This window comes from Mycolicibacter senuensis (assembly GCF_002101885.1).
GTDB classification, from domain to species: Bacteria; Actinomycetota; Actinomycetes; order Mycobacteriales; family Mycobacteriaceae; genus Mycobacterium; species Mycobacterium senuense.
The window spans coordinates 67,518-83,519 of the sequence record NZ_LQPS01000036.1; the positions used below are offsets into that span (position 1 = coordinate 67,518).

Annotated in this window: 18 protein-coding genes; 13 read left to right on the forward strand and 5 right to left on the reverse strand. The window is 68.9% G+C overall.

The window, feature by feature from the left end; genetic code table 11:
* Positions 1-6: 6 nt before the first annotated feature.
* The 4 genes from AWC24_RS10805 (at position 7) to AWC24_RS10820 (ending at position 4,823) form a co-directional block, all read left to right on the forward strand.
* Positions 7-1,260, forward strand: coding sequence for an aspartate aminotransferase family protein (locus AWC24_RS10805; RefSeq protein ID WP_085084754.1), 1,254 nt, complete (start codon positions 7-9; stop codon positions 1,258-1,260).
* Positions 1,257-2,522, forward strand: coding sequence for an ectoine hydrolase (doeA, locus tag AWC24_RS10810; protein ID WP_085084756.1), 1,266 nt, complete (start codon positions 1,257-1,259; stop codon positions 2,520-2,522). Before AWC24_RS10805 ends, doeA begins: the two co-directional genes overlap by 4 nt.
* Positions 2,519-3,916 (forward strand): aldehyde dehydrogenase family protein, encoded by a 1,398-nt coding sequence (locus AWC24_RS10815; protein WP_234807330.1) that lies wholly within the window; start codon positions 2,519-2,521, stop codon positions 3,914-3,916. Before doeA ends, AWC24_RS10815 begins: the two co-directional genes overlap by 4 nt.
* A 61-nt stretch (positions 3,917-3,977) precedes the next feature.
* Positions 3,978-4,823 carry a class I SAM-dependent methyltransferase gene (locus AWC24_RS10820; protein WP_085084757.1) on the forward strand — a complete coding sequence of 282 codons (846 nt, stop codon included), beginning with the start codon at positions 3,978-3,980 and terminating at the stop codon, positions 4,821-4,823.
* A 24-nt stretch (positions 4,824-4,847) separates the two neighbouring features.
* Here AWC24_RS10820 and AWC24_RS10825 read toward each other — a convergent pair whose 3' ends face one another.
* Together AWC24_RS10825 and AWC24_RS10830 are read right to left on the reverse strand one after the other, a co-directional pair.
* Entirely contained in the window at positions 4,848-5,279 is a 432-nt protein-coding gene (locus AWC24_RS10825; RefSeq protein WP_085084758.1) for a type II toxin-antitoxin system VapC family toxin, read from the reverse strand.
* Positions 5,276-5,527, reverse strand: a complete 252-nt coding sequence (locus AWC24_RS10830) for an antitoxin (RefSeq protein WP_109560407.1) — start codon at positions 5,525-5,527, stop codon at positions 5,276-5,278. The genes AWC24_RS10825 and AWC24_RS10830 overlap by 4 nt, the downstream gene beginning before the upstream one ends.
* Positions 5,528-5,639: 112 nt before the next feature.
* On the opposite strand from AWC24_RS10830, the gene AWC24_RS10835 reads away from it, so the two are divergent.
* From AWC24_RS10835 to AWC24_RS10860, 6 genes are all read left to right on the forward strand, one after another.
* Complete coding sequence (locus AWC24_RS10835) at positions 5,640-6,443, forward strand: acyl-CoA thioesterase (protein WP_085084760.1); 804 nt, start codon at positions 5,640-5,642, stop codon at positions 6,441-6,443.
* Between the two features lie 52 nt (positions 6,444-6,495).
* A complete protein-coding gene (locus AWC24_RS10840; RefSeq protein WP_085084761.1) occupies positions 6,496-7,734 on the forward strand; it encodes a DUF4226 domain-containing protein in 1,239 nt (412 codons plus the stop codon).
* Positions 7,735-7,754: 20 nt separating this feature from the next.
* Entirely contained in the window at positions 7,755-8,105 is a 351-nt protein-coding gene (locus tag AWC24_RS10845) for a hypothetical protein (RefSeq protein WP_133055716.1), read from the forward strand.
* A 62-nt stretch (positions 8,106-8,167) separates the two neighbouring features.
* Positions 8,168-8,413 carry a hypothetical protein gene (locus tag AWC24_RS10850; protein ID WP_234807331.1) on the forward strand — a complete coding sequence of 82 codons (246 nt, stop codon included), beginning with the start codon at positions 8,168-8,170 and terminating at the stop codon, positions 8,411-8,413.
* A 58-nt stretch (positions 8,414-8,471) separates the two neighbouring features.
* Entirely contained in the window at positions 8,472-8,765 is a 294-nt protein-coding gene (locus AWC24_RS10855) for a hypothetical protein (RefSeq protein WP_085084765.1), read from the forward strand.
* A 25-nt stretch (positions 8,766-8,790) separates the two neighbouring features.
* Positions 8,791-9,126, forward strand: a complete 336-nt coding sequence (locus AWC24_RS10860; RefSeq protein ID WP_234807332.1) for a hypothetical protein — start codon at positions 8,791-8,793, stop codon at positions 9,124-9,126.
* Here the strand turns inward: AWC24_RS10860 and AWC24_RS10865 are convergent, their stop codons facing one another.
* From AWC24_RS10865 to AWC24_RS10875, 3 genes are all read right to left on the reverse strand, one after another.
* On the reverse strand, positions 9,127-9,906 hold the full coding sequence (locus AWC24_RS10865) for a hypothetical protein (protein WP_085084767.1): 780 nt from the start codon (positions 9,904-9,906) through the stop codon (positions 9,127-9,129).
* A gap of 139 nt (positions 9,907-10,045) precedes the next feature.
* Positions 10,046-10,339 carry a hypothetical protein gene (locus tag AWC24_RS10870; protein WP_133055717.1) on the reverse strand — a complete coding sequence of 98 codons (294 nt, stop codon included), beginning with the start codon at positions 10,337-10,339 and terminating at the stop codon, positions 10,046-10,048.
* 161 nt (positions 10,340-10,500) lie between these two features.
* Positions 10,501-11,715 carry an ADP-ribosylglycohydrolase family protein gene (locus tag AWC24_RS10875; protein WP_085084771.1) on the reverse strand — a complete coding sequence of 405 codons (1,215 nt, stop codon included), beginning with the start codon at positions 11,713-11,715 and terminating at the stop codon, positions 10,501-10,503.
* A 145-nt stretch (positions 11,716-11,860) separates the two neighbouring features.
* Here AWC24_RS10875 and AWC24_RS10880 point away from each other — a divergent pair, with 145 nt between their 5' ends.
* From AWC24_RS10880 to AWC24_RS10890, 3 genes are all read left to right on the forward strand, one after another.
* Positions 11,861-12,508 (forward strand): ankyrin repeat domain-containing protein, encoded by a 648-nt coding sequence (locus AWC24_RS10880; protein ID WP_109560408.1) that lies wholly within the window; start codon positions 11,861-11,863, stop codon positions 12,506-12,508.
* 23 nt (positions 12,509-12,531) lie between these two features.
* Positions 12,532-13,407 (forward strand): oxidoreductase, encoded by an 876-nt coding sequence (locus tag AWC24_RS10885; protein WP_085084775.1) that lies wholly within the window; start codon positions 12,532-12,534, stop codon positions 13,405-13,407.
* A 224-nt stretch (positions 13,408-13,631) separates the two neighbouring features.
* Positions 13,632-15,998, forward strand: a complete 2,367-nt coding sequence (locus tag AWC24_RS10890; RefSeq protein ID WP_085084948.1) for a lysylphosphatidylglycerol synthase transmembrane domain-containing protein — start codon at positions 13,632-13,634, stop codon at positions 15,996-15,998.
* The last annotated feature ends 4 nt before the right edge of the window (positions 15,999-16,002 follow it).

Here is a 16,002-nt window from a genome sequence, read left to right on the forward strand (position 1 = left end):
AGACGCATGGACACCACGGCATTCGAGAACTACGAGTCGGAGGTCCGGTCGTATAGCCGGGCTTTTCCCGCCGTGTTCGCTTCGGCGTCCAATGCCCGGATCACCGACGAGACCGGCCGGGACTACCTCGACTTCTTCGCCGGCGCAGGCGTGCTGAACTTCGGGCACAACAACCCGCGGATGAAGCAGGCCCTGATCGAGTTCCTGCAGGCCGACGGCATCGCCCACAGCCTGGACATGTACACCACCACCAAGCGCGAGTTTCTGACCCGCTTCCACGACGTCGTCCTGGCTCCGCGTGGCATGGACCACCGTGTGCAGTTCACCGGACCCACCGGCACCAACGCGGTGGAGGCGGCACTCAAGCTGGCGCGGCTGGCGACCGGCCGGCGCGAGGTGGTGGCGTTCAGCCACGGCTTCCACGGCATGACGCTGGGCTCCCTGGCCGCCACCGCCAACGACGCCTTCCGGCGCTGGGCGGGGGTGCCGCTGCGCGACGTGGTGCGGCTGCCCTATGAGACCGCTCCCGGCGGCAAGACCGCGCTGGCCGACTACGCGGCCGCGCTGGCCGATGGCTCCAGTGGGCTGACGCCGCCGGCGGCGTTCCTGGTCGAGGTGGTGCAGGCCGAAGGCGGCGTCAACGTAGCCAGCGCTGACTGGTTGCGTCAGCTGCAGGATCTCGCCCACGCCGTGGGCGCGCTGTTCATCGTCGACGACATCCAAGCCGGGGTCGGACGCACCGGCAGCTACTTCAGCTTCGACGGCATGGGGGTGGACCCCGACGTGATCTGTCTGGCCAAGGGCCTCGGCGGCTACGGCATCCCGATCGCGGTCTGCCTCAACAAACCCGAGCACGACGCGCACTGGGGGCCCGGCGCCCATACCGGCACCTTCCGGGGGCAGGGCCTGTCGATGGTGGCCGGCACCGTCGCTTTGGACTACTTCACCGACGACACCCTGATGGGTGCGGTGGCCGACAAGGGTGAACAGATGCGCGCCGCGCTGGCCGGCATCGCCGCCGAGCACCCCGACCGCAACTGGGAAGTGCGCGGCCGCGGCATGCTGCAGGGCTTGGACATCGGCGACGGCGAACTGGCCAAGAACGTGCAGGCCGCCTGCTTCGAGAACGGACTGTTGATCGGCCCGTGCGGCAGCGGGGGCCGGGTGCTGAAACTAATTCCGCCACTGACCATCCCCGACGACGACCTGGCGCAGGGCCTCGACGTGCTGGCCCGTGCGGTGAAGGTGGCCGCATCATGAGGGAACGCGACGACATGACGTTCGAGCCCGCCGAATACCGTCGGCGGCTCTTCGAGTTGCGGGAGCGGATGGCCCGCCGCCAGCTCGACGCCGTGGTCATCACCGACCCGGAAAACCTGATGTACCTCACCGACTACCAGACCACCGGCTACTCCTTTTTCCAGGCGCTGGTGGTACCGCTCGACGACGAGCCGGTGATGATCACCCGGGAGATGGAAGAGTCCAACGTGATCGCCCGGACCTGGGTGGAACAAACCCGGCCCTACCCGGACACCGGCGACGCCATCCAGGAGTTGGTGCTCAGCCTCAAGCAGAGCGGGCTGGGCGACAAGCGGGTGGGCTATGAGCGCAACAGCTACTTCTTCCCCGCCTACCAGCAGGACCGGATCCACACCTCGTTTCAGCAGGGCACGCTGATGGACTGCTTCGGCATCGTGGAAGCCGGCCGGGCCCGCAAATCCGACGCCGAGATCGAGGTGATGACCCGCGCCGCACGCGCCGCGCAGGCCGGCATCTCCGCCGGGCTGGCCGCGGCGGTGGCCGGCAACACCGAAAACGACGTGGCCGCCGAGATCAGCGCCGCGATGTTCCGTGCCGGCGGGGAGTTTCCCGCGGTGATGCCCTACGTCGCCTCCGGGCCACGGTCGATGATCGGGCACGCCACCTGGGAGGGCCGCACCATCGAGCCCGGCGAGCACGTGTTCCTGGAGGTCGGCGGCTGCTACCGGCGCTACCACACCGCACTGATGCGCACCGCGGTCAACGGGGAGCTGAGCCCGTCGATGTTCGAGGCGCAGGAGCGGATGAAACTGGCGCTGGCCGAACTGCGTTCGCTGATGGGCCCGGGACTGACGGTCTCCGACGCCGACTCCCTGGTGCGGCGCGTCATCTCCGACAACAGCATCGGCGCCCGGCTGATCACCCGGTCGGGCTACTCGATCGGCATCGCATTCCCGCCGTCGTGGGACGAGGGCTACATCTTGAGCCTGAACCCCGGGGACTTCACCGCCCTGGAACCGGGTATGACGTTCCACATCATTCCGTGGATGTGGGGGGTCGACGGCGACAAGACCGTCGGCATCTCCGACACGCTGCGCATCACCGAGAACGGCTGCGAATCGTTCTTCGATCTCGACGAGGACTTCACCGTGCACGACGACCGCGGGGCGAGTTCCCCACGGCTGTCGGTACTCAGCGCGACACCGGGCGCCGACGGCGCCGACCATGCCAGCTCCACGGACAACGCGAAGGAGGCCACGTGAGCACCCCGGTCAGCCTGACCACCAGCCTGATTGCCACCGACCCGACCACCGGCACGGTGATCCGCGAGGTACCCGCGGCGACCCCCGCACAGATCGAGGAGACCCTGGCCAGGGCCGCGTCGGCGTTCGGCACCTGGCGGCGCACCTCGTTCGACGAGCGGGCCGAGCTGCTGGGCGCGGTGGCCGCCGAACTGCGAAGGCGCCGCGAGGATTTCGCCCTGTTGATGACCGAGGAGATGGGCAAGCCGATCGGTGAGGCCCGCGGCGAGGTGGACAAGGCCGCCTGGGCCGCCGATCACTACGCACAATTCGGTGCCGAATATCTGGCCACCGAACCGGTGGACTCCGATGCCACCCGCAGCTATGTGCAGTACCTGCCGCTGGGGCCGGTGCTGGGTGTGCTGCCGTGGAATGCGCCGTTCTGGTTGGCGTTTCGGTTCTGTGCGCCGGCGATCATGGCCGGTAACACCGCGATCATGAAACCCGACCCGCACGTTCCCGGGTGCGGGGCGGCGATCGCGTCCGCGTTTGCCGCCGCCGGCGCACCCGACGGGGTGTTCCAGACGCTGGAGGCGGCCACCGCCGACGTCGAGTCGGTGATCCGGGATCCGCGGATCACGGCGGTGTCGTTCACCGGCTCGGATCGCGCGGGCGCGGCGGTGGCCGCGGTCGCCGCCAGCGAGATCAAACCGGCGGTGCTGGAGCTGGGCGGCTCGGACCCGTGCCTGGTGCTGGCCGACGCGGATCTGGCGGCCGCCGCCGAGGTGATCGCATTGTCTCGGATCATCAACGCCGGCCAGTCCTGTATCGCCGCCAAACGCATCATCGTCGAGGCATCGGTGCACGACGAGTTCGTCGGACTGCTGCGGGCGCGGCTGGCCGCCCTCAAGATGGGCGACCCGCGCGATGAGACCGTCCAGGTGGGGCCGATCGCGCGGGCCGACCTGCGGGACAACCTGCACCGGCAGGTCACCGAGACCGTCGCGGCCGGGGCGACGTGTGTGCTGGGCGGGGAACTGCCCGCCGGGCCGGGATTCTTCTACCCGGTGACGCTGCTGACCGGGGTGCAACCGGGGATGACGGCGTGCACCGAGGAGACGTTCGGTCCGGTCGCCACGGTGCTCTCCGCCGCTGATGCTGCCGAGGCGTTGGCGATCGCCAACGACACCCGCTACGGGCTGGCCGCCAGCGTGTGGACCGCCACGGAGCGCGGCGAGGCGATGGCCCGCGAGCTGGAGGCCGGCCAGGTCTCCGTCAACGGCATCGTCAAAACCGACCCCCGGCTGCCCAGCGGTGGAGTGAAACGCTCCGGGTATGGCCGCGAATTGGGCCGGCACGGCATCCACGAGTTCGTCAACGCCCAGCAGGTCTGGGTGGGGCCGAAGCAGGACTGACACGGCGCTCCTGCGATCTGCGCCGCCAGACTGAACCGCACCGCACCCTACGCTGAGGATCATGGCGAACGAGGAACAGCAGCAGTCCTGGGCGGCCCAAGGTGTGGACTGGGTCGATCACGCGGCGATCTTCGAGGCGGTGCTGGCGCCGTTCGCCGACGCGGTCATACAGGCCGCCGACCTCCGCTCCGGCGCTCGGGTGCTCGATATCGGTTGCGGCTCAGGCACGTTGCTGCAACGGGCGGCGGCACTGGGGGCGACGGCGGTCGGTGTCGACATTTCTGAGCCGATGGTGGCCGCGGCGCGGCGGCGCGTCCCGGCGGCCTCCGTGGTGCTCGGGGACGCCCAGACGCTGGATCTGCGGGCGGACGGCGCATTGTTCGACCAGGTCATCTCCCGGTTCGGGGTGATGTTCTTCGACGACCCGACGGCCGCATTCACCAACATCCGCCGCGCGGCGGCGCCGGGCGCCGGGCTGGCGTTCGTGTGCTGGCGCGAAGGCGACAATCCGATGTTCTCGCTGGGAGTCGACCTACTGGCCGCCCGGCTGGAAACACCGCCTGCACCGGCCGATCCCACCGAACCGGGGCCGCTGGCCTTCGGCAACGCCGAACGGATCCGGGCCATTCTGGCCGACGCCGGCTGGAGCGACGTCAGCGTGCAGGCATTCGACGGGCTGTGCAACTTCAGCATCGACGGCAGCGACGGCGTCGAAGAACGCCTGACGATGATTCTGTCCAACCGCTCCGGGCAGCAGGCCCGCGCCGAACTGGCGGACCGACTCGGCGAGGACGGCTGGGCCGCACTCGTCGACGAGCTGCGCGACGAGCTACGCCGACACCGCGTCGACGGGGTGGTGAAGTTTCCCGGGCACACCTGGGTGGTCACCGCGACCAATCCGGGCTGAGCAGCGCGCCTCAGCGCAGCGAGATCACTTGTCGCCGAGTAGGCCGGCGACACCCGCGGTGTCGGGCACGACGTGGGTGATGTCGGGGAGGTCGCTGAACGCAGCGTCCGCCGAGACCAGGACCGCCCCGGCAGATTTGGCGACCGCAGCCAGCACCGCATCGAAGGCACCGACGGTCGGGGTTGTCTCGAACATCGTCAGGCCTCGCTCGAGGTCGCCGGCAGTGATCGTCAGCAGCGGTGTGAGCAGCTCGGCGTAGCTGCGCCCCAGCGTTGCGGCATCGTTGCGACCCCGTCGGCGGGCCCGAATATGGACGAACTCCTGGATCACTTCGGGGGTAGTGGTCGCTTCGATGCGGTCGGCGGCAACCGCCGTGATCAAGTCACGGCACGGCTCCCGGAACCGGTGGTCGGCGCCCTTGGCATAGACGAGCACCGTGGTGTCCAGCACGATCATCCGCGGCGTCCGCGCAGTTCGTCCAATTCCTGCTTGAGTTCGGCGGGGTCGGGAACGGGCATGTCAGGAGCGTCGAGGAGCCGCTGACCGGCGGATTTGCGGCGGTCGACGGGCCCTGCGAGGCCGCGATCGATGGCGTCGCGCACCACGCTGGCCACCGAGACGCCACGTTCCCGTGCCGCCGCGGTCAGCCGGCGATGACGTTCGTCGTCGAGCAGGATCTGCAGTCGATGCTCCAAGGGAGACATACACATACATTAGCATGCACATGTTAGGCGTTCCCGGCCGTGGGCGATGAGCGGCCCCGCAGGCTCGGGATAGCGTGGCCGATATCGCTCCGCCCACCCCCGAAGGACCCCCGTGAACCCGCACCCCTTCGACCGCGCCGTACACCTGGAAGCCGTCGACGCCGCGACGTACCGCGGCGCCACCGAACCGCAGTGGGCCAATATGGTCGGCCCGTTCGGCGGGATCACCGCGGCGGTGCTGCTGCGGGCTGTCGAATCCCATCCGGACCGCATCGGTGACCCGCTGGCGTTGACGGTCAACTACGCCGCACCGATTGCCGACGGCTCCTTCGACATCGCGCTGCGGGCCGCGCGCACCAACCGCAGCAACCAGCACTGGATCCTGGAACTGCGTCAGGGCGACGAGGTCAAGACCACCGCCACCGCGGTGTTCGGCCGCCACCGCGACACCTGGGCGGATCTCGAAGCCCAACCACCGAAAACCGCTGCGCCCGAAGATCTTCCGCGCAGTGACTTCATCGAGTTCATCGTCTGGGCCAAGCGCTACGACATGCGCTTCACCGAAGGTCCTGTTCCCCAGGAGGGGGTGCACAGCGACTCGTCGACCACCACGCTGTGGGTGCGTGACGCCGAGCAGCGTCCGCTGGATTTCGCCGCGCTGGCCGCAGTGTCCGACATCTTCTATCCGCGGGTGTTCCTGCGTCGCGGCGGCTTTATCCCGGCCGGCACCATCTCGCTGACCACCTACTTCCACGCCGACCAAGCGCAGGTCGAGGCCGTCGGCGGCGATTTCGTGCTGGGCAGCGCCCGCGCCAACGGCTTCTCCCGCGGCTACTTCGACCAGAGCGCGCACCTGTGGTCACGCGACGGTGTGCTGCTGACCAGCAGCCATCAGCTGGTGTATTTCAAGGACTGAGCGCCGCGGGGTGAATACCGCGATCGGCTCAGTTGAACTAGCGTCGCTAGCTATGCCCGAGGAACTCGGTGCCCATGCCGATGCCGCGCGTGATCGCGAGGCCGCGCTGGCCAGTCGGCTGCGCACGACGACGCAGTTGGACCGGGCGTTCGTCACGACGCTGCGCGGTGCGGCACAGGAGGCGCTGCGCGGCCGCCGACGACTTGACGCCATCGAGGCAGAGATCCGCGAGGCGCTGGCCAATGAGCAAGCGCTGGCGCTGGATACCCCCGCCGGCGCCCGCCAGTTCCAACAGTTCTTGTCCGTCAAGACCCGCGACATCCATCGGGTGATCGACGACACCGTGACAGACAGCCGCGCCCGCGCGGCAGCGGTGCGGTCACTGGGCGGCAGCTACCGCACCGAGGGTCGCCGGCGTGGGCCGGGTGTGCAGGCCGTCGACCACACCGTCAAGAAGGCTCCGGGCGACGCCGACGAACGTCGCCTCAACCAGATCGATGCGTTCCGGGAGGTCTTCGGACGCGACCCGGTCTCGGCCTCCGACTGGACGACCGCGGCCGCATTGGACGCCCACACCTACGACCCCAAGTTCCAGGGGGTGGACTCCGAGATCCGCGTGGCCAGGATCGATCCAGTGCCCGGGCAGGGTGTGGTGCGGGCATCGCAGTGGATTCCGCAACGCGATGTCACCAGTCTTCCGCCGTGGAAGCGTGACTTCGGCAATGAACGTGGCCCCAATCCGAACTTCGATCCCGAGGACACCAAAGTCACCACCTACATCGACTACGACAACGGCATCGTGGTGATGCGTCAGAATCCGTCCGTCGAGCTCAACGACAGCGGTGGTCCCGGGAGGGTGAAAGTCGGTGTCCCGCAGGGAAGTATTTCGCAGGCGCCGGACGGCTCGGTACGCATCAAGTACGACGCCGGCAACCCGTTGGTGCCCGCGTTCGCCACCGACGCCCATGGTCCGCTACGCGATAACCGCCCCAGCGTCAACGGGGATCTGGTGTTCACCCCCGGGCACGGCGGTGTCTATGTCGACGGGACACGGACGAACTATCCGTCACTGGAGATCTATCAGGATATGCCCGATGGCGTCACCCACACCGTGTTGATCGATCCGGCGCGGTCGGGACGTAGCCTCGGCCCGGCATTGAATCTGCCGGCCCATCACGAGATCGGTGTCGGCAGCTCCGCGTTCGCCCCATTCGGCGACGCAGCCACCGATTTCGGGCCGGTGTACGCGCCGCCGTCGGTATCAACGATCAACGGCGGAGCGCTGCCCTGATCACCGAAAGGAGCTGGTGAATGCCCAGCGCACGAATGGCCCACGTCCGTGATATCGACACGGACGTGTGGCGCAGAGCCACTTGGCTCCTGCCGGTCGCCATCCAACCGGTACTGGCGCTGTTCGTGGGCATCACGTCATTGCTGACGGATCGGCTGCTGGGTCCGCACCTCGGTTTTCGGCCGATTGTCTTGCTCGCAGCGGCCATTGCGACTGCCTTGTCGATGGCGTTCGGGGCGTTGGTGGCCGTCTCCGGATCGGCGCGTCGTCGTGCGTTCGGCCTCAGCATCATCGGATCCGGGTCGGCCGCGATGATCGGTGCCACCACCTACGCGCTGTTCTTGATGCTGCCGTCGGATGCAGCGGCGTGATGACGGCACAGCACGACTCCCGACACGAGGCACGCTACGGACCATCGAGTTTGGTCGCCGCCGTGATCACCGTCGCGGTCTTCGAGGCCATCACCTGGGCGTGGTTTCCCTACTTCTGGTTTGAGCTGCTGTTTTTCGGAATCGCATCGGCGTTCGCGGTGCCGGCGGGGCTTTTCATGTCCCAGATGGGAGGCAGCATTGCGCAAGCCGGGCGCGGCATCCTCATCGGCTACTTGGCGACACTGTTGACCATCGCGCTGATCGGCATTCCGACCTTGATCGCCACGCAGATACTGCACCGGGCATGACGCCACGAAGAAACCGCAGGCCGGTGAGCTTGTGGGACGACCGAATGGAGAACCACCCATGACCTCTCCGACCCCGACAGATCGCTACGGCCCGCGCAGCTTGGCCGCCGCGCTGGCGACCATCCTGATCGTCGAGACCGCCACCTGGGTGTGGCTGCCGTTGTGGATCGCCAACCTGTTCTTCTTCGCAATCGCCTCGGCCGTTGTGGTGCCGATGGGGCTGTTCATGAGCCAGATGCCCGATGAGATCGGCCAAGCCGGCCGGGGAATCCTTGCGGGCTACCTCGCGACACCGTTGACGATCGCGATCGCGCTCATTCCGGCCGGCTTGATCTACCTGCTACTGGACTGAGAGGCGCTCAGGCATGCTCAAAACGGTGTTCAATCGAATCCGGTTGCAGGACAGCGATGTTTGGCGGATCGCCACCCGATCATCACCGGTCGTCGTACAGCCGGTCTTGGCGGTCTGGTTCGGTATCGGTTGGCTGCTGGGACAAACTCCGGTCGTCGACCACACCGGGGTTCCCATCCTGGTGGCGGTCGCGGCCGTACTGACGGCCGTGGCCTCGTTGCTGATCGGCGCGGCATTGCTGGGCACCGACTCGCCTCGTCGGCGCGGTATGGGCTTGGCGGTCGGCGGGTGCGGCCTGGTCGTCTTGATCAGTGGATTGGTCTACGCCCTGATCTTCCTGCCGATCGTGTATCCCGGGTAATCACCCAGCTACTGCATCTGGTCTGAAGTCCCCGGGCCGCCTCGCGTCGTCGTACTTGCCGGCGAGCAGCTTCGACACCGTTCCCGACTTCCACTCCCGGCCGGTCGGGGTGCGCTGTCCCGCGGAGTTGAGTACCCGCGCGGTGGCCGCCTGGGTGACCCCGCAGCCTTGCACCAGCCAGCCCGCATACCGCTTGACCTGCCGCTTGCGCTCCGGCCACGGCACCGCGGGCGACGGCAGCATCGGCGGCACCGGATGCATGTTCGCCCGGCCCCCGTCGGTCGTGCGCCGCACCGACTGCCGGCCGCCAGCCTTGACCAGCGCCATCTCGATCTCCTGCCCGAGGCTCTTGGCGCCCTCGACGGCCAGCGCCGCCTGATCCAGGCTGTCGACGGCCTGAACCTCGCGCCGCAGCGCGAAGTCGATCTCGTTCATGCCGCCGTCGGTCGGCGCAGGATGCAGCCCCCTGGTCAACCGCAGGTTCAGGCCGTGACGCTGCAACACCAGGCTCAGCCGCCGCAGGTGCTGTTCCCGAATGAAGTCCGGGCCCGGGAACGGCACCCAGACGTCCATCCGCCCGACGATCGCGCGGCCCAGCGCGGCGACCACCACGTTGACCTCGGTCAGGTCGTCGGTACCGCAGGCCGCCCCCTCATCGAACCCGAACGCATCGAAGATGAAGCAGTGCTGTCTGGCTGCATCCCTCGCCAGCTCGGCCCGGTGCGCAACGGTGTCGTTGTCCCCGAGCAGGATGATGCGGGTGACTGCCGACTGCGGCATTGCTGACCTCCCGATAGCTCAAGTCCCCGTGGGGAAGTGCTGGTAGACCGAATCTATCGGCGACCACCGACAAGTTCTGGCGGCCGGCTATCCGGTGTGCGACAGATCTGTAGGAAGCTGATCCGACTCGCCTAGCCCCTCACTCCTCCCGCTCCCCGGCGTTCCACTCGCGGGCAGCGGCACGCAACTCGGTGCGCACCGCGGCGCGGCGGCGTTCCGGGCGGTGATGCCAATGGCACATCCAGCAGCTGCACACGTTCGTTCCGGTGTAGGCGAACTCCCAGTAGCAGCGGCCGACACGGCCGATCGACCAGCCGGGGTCGATCGCGGGCAGATCGCAGTCGCGACCGCCGCAGGTATGTACTGCGCAAACGCGGACTTCACGGCGGGCTACGCGGACCCGGTAGGGGCTGTGGGCATCGGTACGGGACACGACGGTCTCCTCGGGCGGGGCAGCCCCCGCCGAGCCCACGGTCGGTCCGCGGGGCGGGGGCTACGGCATGAGCGGGAGACCGCCGGCCGACAACAGCGCGTACATGGGAAGGAATCGTACGAGGTGGGGGTGAATGCCCCGTTGTGGGGACGCATCCCAAGTCATGAATGCTCCTCGGGGAATTCGGGAGTCGGCTCTGGGCGGCGTTCTTCGACCGCACGACGGGATGGCGGCAGCGGGCGTCCGGACATTCCGTAATGCTTGCGCCCTTCGCCCGGGTAATACTCGCGCGGGCGTTGCGCCTCCCCGATCCATCCCTTCTCGGCGCGCGGATGTGCCACGATCTGGCCGGCCTCGGGGTAGCCGCCGTAGCCATAATCGAATTCGTCGGGAGCGCCCTGGGCGATGATCCTGTCGACCAGCTGGATCAGATCGCGTGCCCGCAGCCCGGGCCAGCCGCTGAGCTGCAGCCGCCAGTGTGACGGCACCGCCGAGGCGCCGTGCAGCGCGCCCAGCACCCCGCCGGCGATCGCGGCGACCGTGTCGGTGTCACCACCGCCGCGCACCGCGGCCTCCAACGACAGTCGCAGGTGATCGGCGCGGAACACCTCGGCAGCCGGGTCATCGTCGGGAACCGCGGTGCCTGCGATGGCCGACCAGGCGCCCTGCAGCGCGGCGACCACCCAGCCGTTGTTGCGCGAAAACGCGCTGGGCTGGACGGTTTCCGCCTCGTCGAGACGCTGCGCCCAGACCTGGCGGCGCGCCGGATCGAGGTGTTGCATCCCGACGCGCGCGTCGAGTTCCCCCGTCAGCACCGCATGGCGGATCGTGGCGCACCACAGCACGCAGGCATCCCCGGCGTCCGGGTCGTAGTGGGTGAGCTCGCTGACGGAGCGGGCGGCCGCGACCAGCCCGGCTTCGTCGTCAAGATAGGCCAGCGCCACCGGCACGGTCCGCATCAGCGATCCGTTGCCGGCGCTGCGACCGGTGCGTTCGTGCAGTTCCCGGGACTCCTGCCGCGCGGTCTGCGCGCTGATTCCGCGCCGGGCTGCCGCCGAGAGCACCGAGCGGGTCTGCACACCGACGTCCTTGGCACCGTGCGACCACTGCAGCCAGCGGGCGACGACGGCGTCCAGTGCGGCATCGGAGCGCAGATCGGCGCCGGTGGCGGCCACCTCGGCGATGGCGATGGCCATCGAGGTGTCGTCGGTCCACTCGCCGGGCGCAAACGGCCCGATTCCACCGCCGATCATGTCGACCGGCTCGCTCGGCCCGCGGGGGCCGTCGAACTCATACCCGGCGCCCAGGGCGTCGCCCGCGGCGGTGGCCAGCAGCGCCCCGCACGCCCGATCCCGTTGTGCAGCAGTAAGGCCCATAACCGCGCCCCCTTTCGTCCAGAACAGCTGACGTCAGGTTATCGGCGGGCACCGACAACCCTCCCCGGCCGAACGACCGACAGTTATTGTCGGACCCCCTCGCTAACTTCGAGCCATGGACGAACCACCTTTAGATTGGCCCGGCGTGTTGGAACCCTCGCTGCTTCCGGAGGAAGCCATCACCGTCGGGCACCGACTGGCCGATGCGGCCCAAGCCGGTGACTGGCCGGCGCTCGTCGATCTGCTGGACGCCACCCGCGCGCTCAGCGTCAACCAGTGGCGGCCCGGCGCCGCGGACTGGCTCACCCCGCTGCACCAGGCCGCCCGGCACGGCGCACCGACCGAAGTCGTTGCCGCACTGCTGGAACGCGGTGCGCTGCGCTGCCTGCGCGACGCCCGCGGCTGGACGGCGCGTGATGCGGCCGAGGATGCCGGCGGTTCAGCGGCGCTGCTCGCCCTGCTCGCCCCGCCACCGTCGCCGCTGACCGCCGAACGCATCCGCACCCTCGACGCCAACCTGGAGTGGGCGATCGACGGCACCATCCGCACCGCGGGACTGCTGGACGGCTACAGCGACCACGACCTGCGGCGGACGCTGCGCTATCCCCCGGTCGCGGTGCTGCACGAAGCGCCCGGCGCCGCGCTGCACTGTGCGATCCCCGGGCTGCCCGGCGGCATCCGGGTGATGCTGCGGTGCGGGTACCTGGAGGTCGCCGGCGTCGGGGCGGCCGCCGGGCAGACCCAGGTGATCACCCACCGGGGTGCGGTGCTGACCACCGAAGGCAGCACCTGACCGTCGCGCGTACCGTGACGGCCATGGCTTTCACACTCGCTGACACCCCGGATCAACGCGGCCGCACGTTCGTCGTGACCGGCGCCAATGGCGGCTTGGGTGAGGTCGTCACCCGCACCCTGGCCGCCCACGGCGCCACCGTGGTGATGGCCTGCCGCAACACCGCCAAGGCCCAGCAGATCGCCGACGGCATCGAGGGCGACGTGACGGTGGCGGCGCTGGATCTGGGCAGTCAGGCCTCGGTGCGCGACTTCGCCGCGCAGCAGGGCGGCTTCGACGTGCTGGTCAACAACGCCGGGGTGATGAACATCCCGAGGAAACGGACCGTCGACGGGTTCGAGATGCAGTTCGGCGTCAATCACCTCGGCCACTTCGCGCTGACCGGCCTGCTGCTCGACCGCATCGGCGACCGGGTGGTGACGGTGTCGAGCATCGCCCACAAGCAGACCCCGAAGTTCTGGATCGACGATCTCAACTACGAAAACCGGTTCTACCAGCGCAACCTGGCCTATGCGCAGTCCAAGCTGGCCAACCTGATGTTCGCCCGGGAGCTGCAGCGCCGGCTGCGCGCCGCCGGCTCGCCGCTGCGCTCCTACGCGGTGCACCCCGGGGTGTCGGCCACCGAGTTGTTCGACAACGACAAGACACTGCCGGGACTGGTCTCCAAGTACGGCATGGCGGTCATCGGCCAGGCGCCCGAGCGGGCCGCCGAGTCGATCGTGTTCGCTGCCACCGCCCCCGACGCCGACCCGGACACCTACTGGGGGCCGACCAAGCTGAGCCAGGCGCGCGGCCCGGTCGGCCCGTGCCCGTCGACCAAGCTGTCGCAGGATCGGCAGCTGTGGCGGCGGTTGTGGGAGGAGTCGGAGAAGATGACCGGGGTCAGCTACCCGCTGTGACCCGGCGCGCCGCTCGGGTCGATGGCACCGGCCGCGGCGCTCGCCACCTCGGCGCCACAACAGCAACGGCCGCCACTACTCCGAAGCGGTGACGGGTGTGACACACGGGACTCAGCCCGGATAACGACGCGGCAACGCAGAAGATAAATTGGCCTTCCACCCCAGCTCACCGGTTAAGTTGTGGCGAGCCGCAGTCTGCGGTACCAGACGGACCGAAAGTGATCATGCGAGTTGATGGGCGCGACGTCGCCGTCACCGGCAACCTGCTGCAGCCGCTGACGCGACGCACCAACGACATTGTGCGTCTGGTGCTGGCGACGTTGTTCCTCGCGACAGTCATCACCAGCTCCCTGGTCACCCGCTACGAATGGGTGACGCTGGAGCGCTCGGTGTCTCAGATCATCGGAGTGCTCTCCCCCACCCACGCCAACCAGGTCTACCTGGCCTACGGCATCGCCATCGTGGTGTTGCCGTTCGCCATCCTGATCGGCCTGGTCGTCTCGCGGCGATGGAAACTGCTGGCGGCCTACGCGATCTCCGGGCTGCTCGCGGTGGCGTCGCTGTCCATTCGCAGCACCGGGCTGGCCGCACCGAGCTGGCACTTCGACCTGTCCGAGCGGCTGGCCACCACGCTGGCCCAGTTCCTCGACGACCCGCGGTGGATCGCCATGCTCGCGGCGATGCTCACCGTCTCCGGCCCGTGGCTGCCGGCGCGCTGGCGGCGCTGGTGGTGGGCGCTGCTGCTGGCGTTCGTGCCGATCCACCTGGTGGTCAGCGCCATCGTGCCGGCCCGCTCACTGCTCGGTCTGGCCGTCGGCTGGTTCGTCGGGGCACTGGTGATCCTGATCGTCGGCACGCCCGCACTCGAGGTCCCGCTGGACGGCGCCGTGCGAAGCCTGGCCCGGCGCGGCTGCACCGTCACCGAACTGACGGTCGTCCGCCCGGCCGGCCGCGGCCCGCTGGTGCTGTCCACCGTCGGCAAGCACCCGGTGCTCATCGAGTTGTACGGCCCCAACCAACGCAGCGGCGGCGCGGTGCGCCAACTGTGGCGCAAGTTCCGGCTGCGCACCACCGAGACCGCACCACTGCACGCCTCACTGCATCGCGCCGTCGAGCATCGTGCACTGATGGCGATCGCCGTCGGCGAGACCGGGGTCGCCAACGCCGACATCGTCGCGCTGGCCTCCCTCGACCGGGGCTGGACGCTGTATGCGCACACCCTGCCGCGCGGCACCCCGCTGGCCGATTGCACCACTCAAACCCCGGTGGGCAAAGCCTGGGAGTCGTTGCGGCGGCTGCACGACCAACAGATCTCCCACGGCGACCTGCGCAGCAAGGAGATGACGGTCGAGCACGGCACCGTGCTGTTCGGCGGCTTCGGCAACGCCGAATACGGCGCCACCGACGCCCAGCTGCAATCCGATATCGCCCAGTTGCTGGTGACGACGTCGTCGCTGTACGACGCGGACAAAGCTGTGGCCGCCGCGATCGAGCACTTCGGCCGCACCGCGGTGCTGGCCGCCTCACGCCGCCTCACCAAATCGGCGGTCCCGGCTCGGCTCCGCAAGGCGGTGCCCGACGCCGGTGCGGTGATGGCCGCCGCCCGCGAAGAGGTCAAGCACCAGACCAACACTCAGGAGATCCAGACCAAGACCATCACCCGCCTGACCCGCAGCCAGCTGATCCAGCTGGTACTGCTGGTCGGGCTGGTCTACGTCGCCTATCCGTTCATCAGCCAGGTCCCGACGTTCTTCTCCCAACTGCGGAACGCGAACTGGTCGTGGGCACTCGTCGGGCTCATCGTGTCCTCGCTGACCTATGTCGGTGCGGCGGGTGCGCTGTGGGCCTGCACCAACGGCTCGGTCCGGTTCCGCAACCTGGCGATCATGCAGGTGGCCAACACGTTTGCCGCGACCACCACCCCGGCCGGGGTAGGCGGGCTGGCGTTGAGCACCCGATTTCTGGTCAAGGGCGGGCTGAGCACGCTGCGTGCCACCGCCGCGGTCGCGTTGCAGCAGTCGGTGCAGGTGATCGTGCACGTGATCCTGCTGGTCGTCTTCACCACCGCCGCGGGCGCCCGCGCCGACCTGTCGCACTTCGTGCCCAGCGCCACCATGCTGTATCTGATCGCCGGCGTGGCCCTGGGGCTGGCCGGCACCTTCCTACTGGTGCCCAACCTGCGCCGGTGGTTGACCACGGCGCTGCGCCCACGCCTCACCGAGGTCACCGGCGATCTGCTGGACCTGGCCCGCGAACCCAAGCGGCTGGCGTTGATCGTGCTGGGCGCCGCCGGCACCACTCTGGGGGCGGCACTGGCCTTGTGGGCCAGCGTGGAGGCGTTCGGCGGCAACACCTCGTTCGTCACCGTCACGGTGGTGACGATGGTCGGCGGCACCCTGGCCTCGGCCGCCCCGACACCCGGCGGGGTGGGTGCGGTCGAAGCAGCCCTGATCGGCGGGCTGGCCGCGTTCGGGGTGCCCGCCGCCCTGGCGGTGCCGTCGGTGCTGCTCTACCGGGTGCTGACCTGCTGGCTGCCGGTGTTCGTCGGCTGGCCGGTGATGCGATGGCTGACAGCCAACGAGATGATCTGAGCCG